The following is a 12,967-nucleotide window of genomic DNA, read 5'->3' on the forward strand; positions in this document are numbered from 1 at the left end:
AAAAAAAATTACGATTTTATGATGCTTGATTCATAAATATTCATATATTTGAGTGTTGTGCGATATTTTACAAAACATCATGTTTAAATTAATTTCTCCTAAAAATACTAATGAAAAATATTCTTTTAGAAGTCTACGACTTTATAAAAAATCCTAACGACCAAAGAATCAAAAATTGGAGTTTAGAATTAAATGTAAAGTATTTATTATACATTTTATTTTTTAAATTTATTATCGCAGCATTAATATATATTCCATTAATTTATTTCCTAGATAAAATTGAGCCATTAGTATACGAAACAAGAATTGATTATAAATCTAACACATTTTTACAGGTGTTAGTTGTCACCTCTATTTTAGTACCAATTGTTGAAGAATTCATTTTTAGATATTTATTACGTTATAATAAACTCTTTTCCATAATAATTAATAAAGATAAATGGAACATTATATTTAAAATACTTGTCTACACATCAATTTTTATTTTTGGATTTGGTCATAGTAGTAATTATGAAAATAATTCTACGCTTTTTTACTGTATTTTACCTATTTTAATTTCAACTCAACTTATTGGAGGAGTTTTTCTAACATTCTTAAGAGTGAGGTTTAATCTTTTAACATCTATCGTATTACACGTTTCATGGAATGGGTTACTGTCAATAATACCATTTGCAATCACAATTTTTGAAAAACCATACGAAAATTCTTCTCAAAACCATACTTTAATTATTGAATATTTGAATTACAATACTAATAAACTACAAAAATTCCAAATTGATTCCACTTCTAATAGAATTTTTAAAATAGATATCGAAGAATATTCCTTTAACCATATTTTAGATAGTTTGTATCAGTTCGAAAGGAATAAAGAAGACGTCTTAATAAATATGAAATTAGAATCGAAAAAAGGAATAACTAAAGAAGAACTTAAAGAGTTACTATCCGATTACGAGAAAAGCGAATTGCAATAGAAAAACATCGCACAACATCGGTTTTGCAAAAGCGGGGGTGAATTTCTCTTGCGTTGAAAGTTTCGTCATTATTAGTCGCAAAAAACCATTTCGTTTTTTATTTTTTTGTAATTTTGAAAAAACGAAAATGGTTTTTGCTTGGTGCAGTTTTAATAGAAATTTTAGGTGTAAAAGCCCCGCCTTCGCAAAGCCGTTTCCCGTTAGCGGCTATATTACGACTGACCGTGATAAAATAAATTGTATATTTGCAGACACGAACAATCAAGTAAAGACAAAATGTAAAAAATAATTTCTTTCAGACATATCAGAACAACAATCGCAAAGCGGTTGCTGTATTGTTTCATCTTTAACGAAAGAAATTATGTTGATTTTACAAAACATTTCATATACACACCCAAGCAAAGATTTACTGTTTAGCGATATCAATTTAACAGTAAACAATAACGAAAAGAAAGCCTTAATCGGTAACAACGGAGTAGGAAAATCTACTTTGTTCAAAATAATTACGAACGAACTTCAACCTTCAAGCGGACAAATAAACGTTGAAGACGAGCCGTATTATGTTCCGCAAATTTTCGGACAATTCAATCATTTGACAATAACACAAGCATTGCGAATTGAAGAAAAATTGAACGCTTTGAAAGAAATTTTGAACGGAAACACAAGCGATGAAAATTTCAATTTGCTCAATGACGATTGGACAATAGAAGACCGTTGCAAAGAAGCACTGAGCTATTGGCAATTAGACAATTTGGACTTATCACAAAAAATGGAAACATTAAGCGGAGGGCAGAAAACAAAAGTTTTTTTGGCGGGGATTTCTATTCATAAACCCAAATTAGTTTTGTTGGACGAACCAAGCAATCATTTAGACATTTCGGGTAGACAACTTTTATACAATTTCATCCAAACAACAAAAAGTTCTTTAATTGTTGTTAGTCACGACAGAAAATTACTCAATCTTTTGGACAACGTTTGCGAATTGAGCCGAAACGGAATTAAAGTTTATGGCGGGAATTACGATTTTTACAAAGAGCAAAAGCAAATTGAAAACAACGCCCTAAATCAAGACATTCAAAATAAAGAAAAGGCGTTGCGAAAAGCCAAAGAAAAAGAACGGGAAACAATAGAACGACAACAAAAATTAGATAGTCGTGGAAAAGGAAAACAAGAAAAAGCAGGTGTTGCCCGAATAATGATGAATACTTTGCGAAACAACGCAGAAAATAGCACATCAAAATTGAAAAGTGTTCATACAGAAAAAATCGGTGGCATTTCACAAGAGTTACAAGAACTTCGTTCTTCGTTGCCCGACATTGACAAAATGAAGTTCGGTTTTGACAATTCAGCTTTACACAAAGGAAAAATTTTGTTCACGGCAACAAACCTCAATTTTGCTTATACCACTCAACCACTTTGGAACGAGAACTTGAATTTTCAAATTACAAGTGGTGAACGAATTGCATTGAAAGGACAAAACGGTTCTGGAAAAACAACTTTGATAAAACTTATTTTAGGCGACATTGAACTACAAACAGGAACAATTTACCGAGCGGACAACAAAGCTGTTTACATTGACCAAGACTATTCTTTGCTTGACGACCAACTAAAAGTTTTCGAACAAGCCCAACAATTTAACGTTTCCGCATTACAAGAACACGAAATCAAAGTCAGATTAAATCGCTTTTTATTTACGAAAGACGATTGGGATAAATCTTGTAGTGCTTTGAGTGGTGGCGAAAGAATGCGTTTGTTGCTTTGCTGTTTGACAATTAACAGCAAGTCGCCAGATATTATTATTTTTGACGAACCAACAAATAATTTAGACATTCAGAATGTTGAAATACTAACGGCAGCAATAAATGAATATCAAGGGACAATAATTGTTGTATCGCACGATGAAACATTTTTGACACAAATAAACATAGAACGAAAATTTGAACTATAACAGAAAATACAGCCGCTAACAGCAGTTTGGCAAAATGGCGGGTTTAGTGCTAAATTCAACGGCAGTTCTTCGATTGAACTTTTGTGCAAAACTGAACATTTGTGCTTCGATTTCCGCCACTTCGCCAAGCTGCAAAACGTTAGCAGAAATTTTATAAAAACTATCGTCTTAAAAGAGTGAAAAATAACTATAAAAGATTTTTATCAATGAATAAATTTTTACCTGTTGTGCATTTAGGAATTAAAAAATAAAAAAGATTGTTCAAGTGACTTAAAAGTCGTATATTTAATTGAGTACCAATCGATTAAATAAATGAACAATCTCATTCAAAACTACAAAATTATTTTAGAAGAATTGACAAAAACCTGCAAACATATTGAAACAAGCAAGCAGATCAGGGTTCCCAAAATGTCCGATCTGGAGCTTGTCGCACTTAATATTACCGCAGAATATATGTCGATCAACTCTGAATTACAGTTGTTTAGGTGTATTTCGGGAACAGATTTGGAGGGAAAAATTGAAAGAAGTGTCTACAATAGGAGAAAAAGAAAACTTTTTTCTTACATCGAAAAAATCAGAGAGACTTTGAGTAGAAAATTTTCAGAGTTTACCGATGTTTTTATTGTCGATTCCACGCCTATCGAAGTCTGTAAAATCAGCCGGGCAAACCGTTCCGCAATCTGTTCCACCGATGAAATAAAACCTTCGTTCGGGTATTGCGCAGCACGGAAAACAAGGTATTTCGGCTTCAAACTTCATGCGGTTTGCGACAAAAATGGAGTCTTTCATTCTTTTGATTTTTCGCCCGCCAATGTTCACGATGTGAACTATCTGCACGACATTAAAGAAAATTTCAGAAACTGTCTGTTAATCGGGGATAGAGGTTATATCAGCAAAGAATTACAGGTGGATTTGTTCAACTATTCCAAGATTAATCTTTCAGTTCCGATGCGTAAAAACCAGCATAACTTTGTGGAGTTTTCGAAGGCGAAATCAAGAATGAGAAAACGGATTGAGACCAACCTATCACAACTGTGCGGACAGTTCACAATCAACATCAACTTTGCTAAAACCTTTAAAGGACTGGCAACAAGAATAGTGTCAAAAATAACTTCTTTTACGATGATCCAATATCTCAATTTTTTCATCTTTAAAAGAAGTTTAAACAAACTAAAAATTAATCTGTGCTAAATGCACAACAGGTAAATTTTTATATTTTTATCCAAACTATAAAATTAAAAAAAATGAAAAAGACATTTAATTTAGTATTGCTATTTGTATGCTTTATTACTTTAAGTTCGTTTGAAAAGCAAAAACCATTTGATGGAAAACCAACTTTTGTATTTCAGAGTTCTTGCGACGCAAGTCAAAATCTTGACGAAACTTGTAGAAGTTTTATTGGAAGATGTAGAAAAGGTGGAATTAATTCAGAATTCCCAGGTCAATTCTATGATGTAAAAATTAGAGAAGTAAAAAATGGCACCTCTGCGGATCACAAAAAGGCTTGGAAATTATTAAATGACAACAGATTTAAAAAATAATATTATGAAAAAATATTTCGGAATAGTTCTTTTGAGAACCAAAAATGAAACGACGAATAACTGCAGTTTTGAGGAGACATATTTGTCTATAAAGTCACAAAATATAGATGAAGCAAGGACTGTTTTAGAAGAATATGGAAAATCTTGTGAAACTACCTACAAAAATCAGAATGAAGATGTAATTGTTGTAAATTTTGAAAAAATAATTGATGTTAACGAATTTTTGAGGGAAGAAACACAAGAAAAATATCAAGAATTATATTCAAGAAATTTTCAAGATATAGAGTCATATTCTAAGTTTGAAAAACTTTATAGCCAATAAAAAAACTTCTGCTAACATCGGTTTTGCAAAAGCGGGGGTGAAGTTCCCTTGCGGTGAAAGTTTTGTAAAATTTATCCGCAAAAAACCATTTCGTTTTTTTTATTTTTTGTAATTTTGAAAAAACGAAAATAGTTTTTGCTCAGTTCGGTTTTTAATAGAAAGTTTCGGCTTTCTTAGCCCCGCCTTCGCAAAGCCGTTTCCCGTTATGCGACATTTCAAAAAAAACGCGTCAATGAATGAATATTTAACTTACAAGAAAAATTTATACGAAATAATTGAATTGTGGAGTTCTGCTGAAAAACAACTTGAATTTCAAAAGGAGGTTCCTATTGCTCAAGTCTCACACGAATTATTTAATGATTGGGATGCATATTATGCAAATGGAATTGACTTTGAGAAATTCTTGACTGAAAAAGAAATTAAACTATTTAAAGATTTTAATAATACAATTAATAAAGTTTGTGATTCCACGCCTCAAATTCTACCTGAAATTTCTGAATTTATAAATACTGCTGAATGGAAAATCGTGAATGAAAAAGCAAAAAAAATTCTTGGAAACCTTAAATCTTAAAAGAAATGTCGCATAACATAGTATTTGCAAAAGGCGGGGTTGAAGTTATAATAGAACTATCAGTTGCATTTAGTCGCGACTTGCTTTTCATATTGTATTTTTTTGTAATTTAACAATCTGAAAAAGCAATTTGCTTCGTTCGGTCGAAATTGAACTTTCAGTTAAATTTAGCCCGCCCTTCGCAAATACTTTTTCCGTTAGCGGTAATTTTACCGAGCCAATCGTGTATAAAGGAACACTAACGAATAAATAAATAAATGAAAATAATTAGACGACATTGGTATAATATTTGAAATTCTCTTGCAACAGCAGTTTAACAAAATAGCGACCCCGAAAAGTTTTACGAGTAGGATAATATAAATTTTTAAAAAAAATCACTACTAACCGACTAAAATTCAATTAAAATAGTCGTTTTAAAAAAAACAGGAGCCATCTCGATTGAGTTAGCTCCTTTTTTCATATTTTGGTTTTACCACAAATCAAAAATATGAGTGCTAAAAATACAGAAAAGAATTTAGTCGGTCAGCCAATATTCAAACAAATATTGAAATTTATTCCCCGCAATAAATTTGACCTACTTGTTAACAAACATAAGTCAGACCGCTATTACAAGACATTTGACTCCTGGAGGCATCTCAGTACGATGCTATTTGGAATCTTTAGTCGCTGTGATTCTATGGGTGAAATCTGCGACGGAATGCAGGCTATGGCAGGTAAGCTTAATCATTTGGGTATGGAAAAATCACCCGCTAAGAGTACGGCTAGCGACGGTCTGCGTGGCCGCGATAACGAATTCTTTAAGGATATCTACTTCATGCTACTGGCTCATTTTAAAGAAACTTTGTCGGTCAGCCGGATTGATAATGTATCTTTTTCGAAACTTTTCATCTTCGATAGCAGTACAATCAGGTTATTTTCAGACATTATGAAGGGAGTAGGACGAAACCCAAAGAATGAGGGAAAAAAGAAAGGGGGACTGAAAGTTCACATGATGATTGATGCCCATAGTGACACACCAGAATTTGTTAAAATAAGTGAAGCCAAACTTCACGACAAGAATTTTTTGGAATATCTAAATTTAGCTGCTCATAGCATGATTGTTTTTGACAGAGCTTACAACCATTATCTACAATTTGCAAGATGGACAGCACAACAAGTAAATTTCGTTTGTAGATTGAAGAAAAATGCAGTTTATCAGGTCCAGGAAGTTCTATTCCAAGAAGACTTACTGAACGATGAGCAGGGTGTTTTATGCGAAGAACACATTCATCTCGCTTACAAGGAAGGCAATCAAGAAAAGACATTATGCCTGCGCAAAGTAAGATATCGCGATGAAAAGGGAAGAATGTATGATTTTATTGCCAATAACTTTGAAGTCAGCAGAGAGGAAGTCGCTTTTCTTTATAAGCTTCGTTGGAATATTGAGCTACTCTTCAAAAAATTAAAGCAAAATTTCCAGTTACATTACTTTTATTCAGAAACCGAAAACGGCATCAAAACACAGATTTGGTGTACCTTAATCGCCCAATTACTATTGCAGGTCTTAAGAGTGAGATCGGAAAGCAAAAAGGCATTCTCCACCATGGCCGCTCTTATTCGAATCCACCTTATCAGCTATCTAGAGCTATTTTGGATGGTGGAAAATTGCAGGAGAACCTATGTCAAAATCCACAAAAAGAAAAAACCTCCCGCTATACAAACCGAATTGTTCTAAAATAGGGGGAGGTAGGTTTTTGTAGATTCAAAAATACATACTGATAAACAGTGTGTTATAGGTTTTTATTGACTAAAAAAAATTTTACCCGTTTGGTAGTGAAAAAATATCTTAACTTCGTAACATTATATTCCATTTAACATATTGAAACATGAAACAATATTTAGATTTACTAAAGCACGTATATACCACAGGTGTGGACAAAACAGATAGAACGGGTACAGGTACACGCAGTGTTTTTGGTTATCAAATGCGTTTCAATCTACAAGAAGGTTTTCCGATTATTACGACTAAAAAACTGCATTTGCGTTCGATTATCCATGAATTGATCTGGTTTTTGAAAGGTGAAACAAACATCAAATACCTAAAAGATAATGGAGTAAGCATTTGGGATGAATGGGCAGATGAAAACGGAAATCTAGGACCTGTTTACGGTTCACAATGGCGTTCTTGGCCTACGCCAGATGGCAGACATATCGACCAGATTACTCAGGTAATTAATCAATTAAAGAATTCACCTGATTCGCGTCGTATCATCGTATCCGCTTGGAATGTCGCGGAAATCGAAAACATGGCTTTGCCGCCTTGTCACGCTTTCTTCCAGTTCAACGTAGCACCAGTACAACCAGAAAAAGGAATTTTGAAACCACAACTTTCGTGTCAGCTATATCAACGCTCTGCGGATATTTTCTTGGGCGTTCCTTTTAATATTGCTTCTTATGCCCTATTGACGATGATGGTCGCACAAGTTTGTGATATGGAAGCTGGTGAATTTATACATACGTTTGGGGATGCGCATATCTACAGAAATCACTTCGAGCAAACAGAATTACAATTGTCTCGTGAGCCAAAACCACTTCCTACCATGAAAATCAATCCAGAAGTAAAAGATATTTTTGATTTCAAATTTGAGGATTTTGAGTTGGTGGATTATGTATTCCATCCACATATCAAAGCTCCTGTAGCGATTTAACTCTTAATGGTTGATGGTAAATGATTAATGATGTATAAATGAGAGAGAATATCATTAAAACCATCAGTTTTGAATTTGCGGTCAGAATCGTGAAGCTTTCTCAGTATTTGCGTGAACAGAAAAAAGAATTTGTACTGAGTAAACAATTAATTCGCTCAGGAACGAGTGTTGGTGCTATGGCTCGAGAAGCAGAACATGCGGAATCAAAGTCTGATTTCAAACATAAAATGAGTATTGCAGAAAAAGAAATCAACGAAACTATATACTGGTTGGAATTATTGAAAGAGACGGATTATCTCACAGATGAACAATTTGAAAGTATAATGAATGATGCGATAAAAATCATTAAGCTGATTACATCCATTATAAAAACAACGAAAGCAAATATGAGTTAATGTGAGTTTAAACCTTACAATTAACCATTAATAATTAATAATCAATGAGTGATACTAAAATAACATTAATCGTAGCTGCTGCGGAAAACAATGCCATCGGCAAAGACAACCAAATGTTGTGGCATTTGCCGAATGATTTTAAGTATTTTAAGAAAAATACATTAGAGCATTCGGTGGTGATGGGGCGCAAGACTTTTGTTTCCATTGGGAAACCACTTCCAGAGCGTCGCAATATTATTTTGACACGTGATATGAACTACAGCCACGAAGAAGTAGATGTAGCGAATAGCGTACAAGAAGTATTAAACTATTGCCGTGACGAGCGCGAAATCTTTATTCTCGGTGGTGCAGAAATCTACAAGCAAACTTTGCCTTTAGCAGATAAAATCTTGTTGACACGAGTACACACAACTATTGATGGCGATGCGTATTTTCCAGAATTATTAGACCACGAATGGAAATTAATAAGCGCTGAAAAGCACGAAAAAGACGAAAAACACGCTTTTGATTATACGTTCGAAGTATACGAAAGGGCGTAACTATATATAACTTTCCTTCCAAAAGCATCTCCCACATACTTTTGGAAGGGAAGATTTTTAAAGACCAATTATTAAACTATAACTCTGTATTATGTCTCAAAATATTAAGACTACATCCGGACAACTTTATCTTGATAAAGATTTTAGTGTTGAATTAAATTTTAAATTATGGAGTACAAAAGGTGCAAGATTTGTTGCAAGTCATCGTATGAAAATAATTAATAGACTTTCATCATACTCTATTGGATTTTTGTCTGCATATGTTATAATTTTAGGATTATTAAGTGTTTTCGAAATAGATTCCACATTGGACATTTCTTCCAAAGAATATGCTTTTGTATCAACCGCACTTTCAATTTTAATTCTGGTTTTTAGTCAATTAGAGGGTTATAATGATTATAGATTAAGAGCAGAAAAATTTCATGATTGCACTTTAGAAATTAGCGATTTATATAATGAATTAAGATATTTGAAAACGAGTGAAATGACTCCAAAACAAATAAACAAATTATCTGAAGACCTTTCAAAAAAATATGGTATAGTTCTTAAGAAATATGAAAACCACAAGTATATAGATTTTCTTAAATTCCAAACAACAAAAAATGATTATTTTAAATTGCATTGGACAGAAATTTTTATCATTAAAATCACTACTAACCGACTAAAAATCAATTAAAATATTCGTTTTAAAAAAACAGGAGCCTTCTCGATTGAGTTAGCTCCTTTTTTCATATTTTGGTTTTACCACAAAATCCAAATATGAGTGCTAAAAATACAGAAAAGAATTTAGTCGGTCAGCCAATTTTCAAACAAATATTGAAATTTATTCCTCGCAATAAGTTTGACCTGCTTGTAAACAAACATAAGTCAGACCGCTATTACAAGACCTTTGACTCCTGGACCCACCTCACTACGATGCTATTTGGAATCTTTAGTCGCTGTGATTCTATGGGTGAAATCTGCGACGGAATGCAGGCTATGGCAGGTAAGCTTAATCATTTGGGTATGGAAAAATCACCAGCTAAGAGTACGGCTGGCGACGGTCTTCGTGGCCGCGATAACGAATTCTTTAAGGATGTTTACTTCATGCTACTGACTTATTTTAAAGAAACTTTGTCGGTCAGCCGGATTGATAATGTGTCTTTTTCGAAACTTTTCATCTTCGATAGCAGTACGATCAGGTTATTTTCAGACATTATGAAGGGAGTAGGACGAAACCCAAAGAATGAAGGAAAAAAGAAAGGGGGGCTGAAAGTTCACATGATGATTGATGCGCACAGTGACACACCAGAATTTGTTAAAATAAGTGAGGCGAAACTTCACGATAAGAATTTTCTGCAATATCTGAATTTAGCTGCTTATAGCATGATTGTCTTTGACAGAGCTTACAACCATTATCTACAATTTGCAAGATGGACAGCACAAAAGGTGAATTTCGTTTGTAGATTGAAGAAAAATGCAGTTTATCAGGTCCAAGAAATTCTATACCAACAAGACTTGCTAAACGATGAACAGGGTGTTTTATGCGAAGAACACATTCATCTTGCTTACAGGGAAGGTAATCAAGAAAAGACATTATGCTTGCGCAAAGTAAGATATCGTGATGAAAAGGGAAGAATGTATGATTTTATTACCAATAACTTTGAAGTCAGCAGAGAGGAAGTCGCTTTTCTTTATAAGCTTCGTTGGAATATTGAGCTACTCTTCAAAAAATTAAAGCAAAATTTCCAGTTACATTACTTTTATTCAGAAACTCAAAACGGCATCAAAACACAGATTTGGTGCACCTTGATCGCACAATTACTATTGCAGGTCTTAAGAGTGAGATCGGAAAGCAAAAAGGCATTCTCTACCATGGCAGCTCTTATTCGAATCCACCTTATCAGCCATCTAGAGCTATTTTGGATGGTGGAAAATTGCAGGAGAACCTATGTCAAAATCCAGAAAAAGAAGAAACCTCCCGCTATACAAACCGAATTGTTCTAAAATAGGGGGAGGTAGGTTTTTGTATATTCAAAAAAACATATTGATAATCAGTGTGTTGTGAATTTTTATTGCCTAAAAATAATTTTACCCGTTTGGTAGTGAAAAAAAAATGAAAAAGCAGATTTTAATCATTACATCATTATCAGTAGGATTAATACTAAGCTCTTGTAATCAACAAACAAAACAAGAGGAAAAAGAAGAAACTAAAACTGAAACAACAGCATCTTCGCCAAATGAAATCGCCAACCAATCACTAACCGACAAACAAGGGAACAAACTTGATATGGTTTTTGATAATGCAAAAGATGTTGTAACTATTTCATTTAATGGTGAATCATCAGAACTTGCAAGTCAAAAACCTGCATCAGGAATTTGGTACAAAAACGACCATTACGAATTAAGTGGAAAAGGGAACGACATCCAACTCTTGAAAGATGACAAAGTAATTTTTGAACATCAAGACGATAAAGTCGAAATAGTTGCGAAGAATGACAAAGGAGATGTATTGAATTTGACGTTCAATAACACGGAAGGAACTGTAAAAGCGTATCTTAACGGAGGGGAACAAATTGATCTTGTAGAACAAAAATCTGCTTCGGGTATTTGGTATAAAAATGAGACCTATGAACTTTCAGGGAAAGGCGACAAATACCAACTAAAAAAGAGCGGAAAAACAGTATTTGAAAATTAAAACTACCGCTAACAAGGTATTGCCAAAAGCGGGGCTGAATGTTCAATACTCAACTTTTGTACTACAATTCCGCAAAAACCATTTTTTATTTGCTTCGAAAAATGTAAATTAGCAAAAAAAAATGGTTTTGCTAACTGCGGTGCTGAACTCAACATTTGTTCCTTGATTTCCCCGCCTTCGGCAATACCCAAACCGTTAGCGGGCATTGTGAAAGATACCAGCATAACAGTTAAACATTGATAAATGAAAAAAAAACTACTTTGGATATTAATTTTAGGACTGATAATAATCAGTTGCAAACAAAGGAAAACAGAAATGAAAGAGAAAATAATTAAAACAAACGGCATTGAACTCTGTACGGAAAGTTTTGGAAATAAGAAAAATCCAGCAATCCTTTTGGTAGCAGGTGCAACCGTATCAATGCTGTATTGGGACACTGAATTTTGCCAACAATTATCTGAAAAAGGATTTTTTGTTATTCGTTACGACAACAGAGATGTAGGAAAATCCACTAATTATGAACCAGGTTCTACTCCATACGATATTGTTGACTTAACTAATGACGCTATTTCAATATTGGATGGCTACAAGATTGACAAAGCACATTTTGTGGGGATTTCTTTGGGCGGACTAATTTCTCAAATAGCATCAATAAAGTTTGCCGACAGAGTTAACTCCTTAACTCTTATGTCATCAGGCCCTTGGGGAGACTCAGACCCAACTATACCTGAAATGGACACGAGTATTTTAGATTTCCATAGTAAAGCAGGTACAGTCAATTGGACAAATGAAGACAGTGTGGTAAACTATTTAATTCAGGGTGCAGAATTAATGAGTGGCAAGAAACAATTTGACAAACAAAGAAGTGAAAAACTGATAAGAGCTGAGTTCAATAGAGCCAACAATTATATAAGTATGTTCAATCACGCTGCATCGCAAGGTGGTGGTGGTGAAGAATATTGGAACAGATTAAACGAAATCAAACAACCCACCTTAATTATCCACGGAACAGACGACAAAATTTGGCATTATAAGAATGCAGGTTTTTTACTAGAAAAAATAAAAGGTTCAAATCTAATCACCCTTGAAGGTACAGGACACGAATTACACGTTGATGATTGGAAATCAATTATTGATGGAATAGAAAAACACATAAATGACTGATAAACAAAAACAACGCCCCGCGTGGGCCTATACGCTGCCGGCAGCACTGCTGCTGATGGCTCCTTTCGACATCCTCGCTTCACTGGCGATGGATATTTATCTCCCTGTCGTTCCAGCGATGCCCGGCATCCTGAACACGACGCCCGCTATGA

At 33.9% G+C, this 12,967-nt stretch carries 14 protein-coding genes; all 14 read left to right on the forward strand.

Features of this window, described 5'->3' with window-relative positions:
• Window positions 1-110 precede the first annotated feature (110 nt).
• The 14 genes from ACEYOS_RS05910 to estT all read left to right on the forward strand — a co-directional run bounded on the left by ACEYOS_RS05910 (window position 111) and on the right by estT (window position 12,815).
• Window positions 111-971, forward strand: a complete 861-nt coding sequence (locus ACEYOS_RS05910) for a lysostaphin resistance A-like protein (protein ID WP_373797536.1) — start codon at window positions 111-113, stop codon at window positions 969-971.
• A 361-nt stretch (window positions 972-1,332) separates the two neighbouring features.
• Window positions 1,333-2,919: a ribosomal protection-like ABC-F family protein gene (gene abc-f, locus ACEYOS_RS05915; RefSeq protein WP_373781760.1), complete on the forward strand. Its 1,587-nt coding sequence runs from the start codon at window positions 1,333-1,335 to the stop codon at window positions 2,917-2,919.
• 312 nt (window positions 2,920-3,231) lie between these two features.
• On the forward strand, window positions 3,232-4,110 hold the full coding sequence (locus ACEYOS_RS05920; RefSeq protein ID WP_373781759.1) for an IS982 family transposase: 879 nt from the start codon (window positions 3,232-3,234) through the stop codon (window positions 4,108-4,110).
• A gap of 53 nt (window positions 4,111-4,163) precedes the next feature.
• Window positions 4,164-4,460, forward strand: coding sequence for a hypothetical protein (locus ACEYOS_RS05925; RefSeq protein WP_277693919.1), 297 nt, complete (start codon window positions 4,164-4,166; stop codon window positions 4,458-4,460).
• A 4-nt stretch (window positions 4,461-4,464) separates the two neighbouring features.
• On the forward strand, window positions 4,465-4,782 hold the full coding sequence (locus ACEYOS_RS05930) for a DUF4288 domain-containing protein (RefSeq protein ID WP_032132346.1): 318 nt from the start codon (window positions 4,465-4,467) through the stop codon (window positions 4,780-4,782).
• A gap of 232 nt (window positions 4,783-5,014) precedes the next feature.
• Window positions 5,015-5,353, forward strand: coding sequence for a hypothetical protein (locus ACEYOS_RS05935; RefSeq protein ID WP_373709279.1), 339 nt, complete (start codon window positions 5,015-5,017; stop codon window positions 5,351-5,353).
• Window positions 5,354-5,840: 487 nt separating this feature from the next.
• A complete protein-coding gene (locus ACEYOS_RS05940; RefSeq protein WP_373709278.1) occupies window positions 5,841-7,067 on the forward strand; it encodes an IS4 family transposase in 1,227 nt (408 codons plus the stop codon).
• A gap of 151 nt (window positions 7,068-7,218) precedes the next feature.
• Window positions 7,219-8,040 carry a thymidylate synthase gene (locus ACEYOS_RS05945; protein ID WP_149915036.1) on the forward strand — a complete coding sequence of 274 codons (822 nt, stop codon included), beginning with the start codon at window positions 7,219-7,221 and terminating at the stop codon, window positions 8,038-8,040.
• Window positions 8,041-8,078: 38 nt separating this feature from the next.
• A complete protein-coding gene (locus ACEYOS_RS05950; RefSeq protein ID WP_149915037.1) occupies window positions 8,079-8,435 on the forward strand; it encodes a four helix bundle protein in 357 nt (118 codons plus the stop codon).
• A gap of 44 nt (window positions 8,436-8,479) precedes the next feature.
• Window positions 8,480-8,974 (forward strand): dihydrofolate reductase, encoded by a 495-nt coding sequence (locus ACEYOS_RS05955; RefSeq protein ID WP_373709277.1) that lies wholly within the window; start codon window positions 8,480-8,482, stop codon window positions 8,972-8,974.
• 91 nt (window positions 8,975-9,065) lie between these two features.
• Window positions 9,066-9,650 carry an SLATT domain-containing protein gene (locus ACEYOS_RS05960; RefSeq protein ID WP_373709276.1) on the forward strand — a complete coding sequence of 195 codons (585 nt, stop codon included), beginning with the start codon at window positions 9,066-9,068 and terminating at the stop codon, window positions 9,648-9,650.
• Window positions 9,651-9,733: 83 nt separating this feature from the next.
• A complete protein-coding gene (locus ACEYOS_RS05965; RefSeq protein ID WP_373709275.1) occupies window positions 9,734-10,960 on the forward strand; it encodes an IS4 family transposase in 1,227 nt (408 codons plus the stop codon).
• 109 nt (window positions 10,961-11,069) lie between these two features.
• A complete protein-coding gene (locus ACEYOS_RS05970; protein ID WP_165134129.1) occupies window positions 11,070-11,651 on the forward strand; it encodes an MliC family protein in 582 nt (193 codons plus the stop codon).
• A 243-nt stretch (window positions 11,652-11,894) separates the two neighbouring features.
• Window positions 11,895-12,815 carry a macrolide hydrolase EstT gene (gene estT, locus ACEYOS_RS05975; protein WP_046701559.1) on the forward strand — a complete coding sequence of 307 codons (921 nt, stop codon included), beginning with the start codon at window positions 11,895-11,897 and terminating at the stop codon, window positions 12,813-12,815.
• The last annotated feature ends 152 nt before the right edge of the window (window positions 12,816-12,967 follow it).

Source organism: Kaistella sp. (assembly GCF_041824135.1).
Taxonomy (GTDB): Bacteria; Bacteroidota; Bacteroidia; order Flavobacteriales; family Weeksellaceae; genus Kaistella.

Coding starts and splice junctions, on each gene's coding strand:
- ACEYOS_RS05940 (WP_373709278.1), top strand. CDS start 5,841: ATGAGTGCTAAAAATACAGAAAAGAATTTAGTCGGTCAGCCAATATTC.
- ACEYOS_RS05935 (WP_373709279.1), top strand. CDS start 5,015: ATGAATGAATATTTAACTTACAAGAAAAATTTATACGAAATAATTGAA.
- estT (WP_046701559.1), top strand. CDS start 11,895: ATGAAAAAAAAACTACTTTGGATATTAATTTTAGGACTGATAATAATC.
- ACEYOS_RS05920 (WP_373781759.1), top strand. CDS start 3,232: ATGAACAATCTCATTCAAAACTACAAAATTATTTTAGAAGAATTGACA.
- ACEYOS_RS05925 (WP_277693919.1), top strand. CDS start 4,164: ATGAAAAAGACATTTAATTTAGTATTGCTATTTGTATGCTTTATTACT.
- ACEYOS_RS05930 (WP_032132346.1), top strand. CDS start 4,465: ATGAAAAAATATTTCGGAATAGTTCTTTTGAGAACCAAAAATGAAACG.
- ACEYOS_RS05910 (WP_373797536.1), top strand. CDS start 111: ATGAAAAATATTCTTTTAGAAGTCTACGACTTTATAAAAAATCCTAAC.
- ACEYOS_RS05970 (WP_165134129.1), top strand. CDS start 11,070: ATGAAAAAGCAGATTTTAATCATTACATCATTATCAGTAGGATTAATA.
- ACEYOS_RS05965 (WP_373709275.1), top strand. CDS start 9,734: ATGAGTGCTAAAAATACAGAAAAGAATTTAGTCGGTCAGCCAATTTTC.
- ACEYOS_RS05955 (WP_373709277.1), top strand. CDS start 8,480: ATGAGTGATACTAAAATAACATTAATCGTAGCTGCTGCGGAAAACAAT.
- abc-f (WP_373781760.1), top strand. CDS start 1,333: ATGTTGATTTTACAAAACATTTCATATACACACCCAAGCAAAGATTTA.
- ACEYOS_RS05950 (WP_149915037.1), top strand. CDS start 8,079: ATGAGAGAGAATATCATTAAAACCATCAGTTTTGAATTTGCGGTCAGA.
- ACEYOS_RS05960 (WP_373709276.1), top strand. CDS start 9,066: ATGTCTCAAAATATTAAGACTACATCCGGACAACTTTATCTTGATAAA.
- ACEYOS_RS05945 (WP_149915036.1), top strand. CDS start 7,219: ATGAAACAATATTTAGATTTACTAAAGCACGTATATACCACAGGTGTG.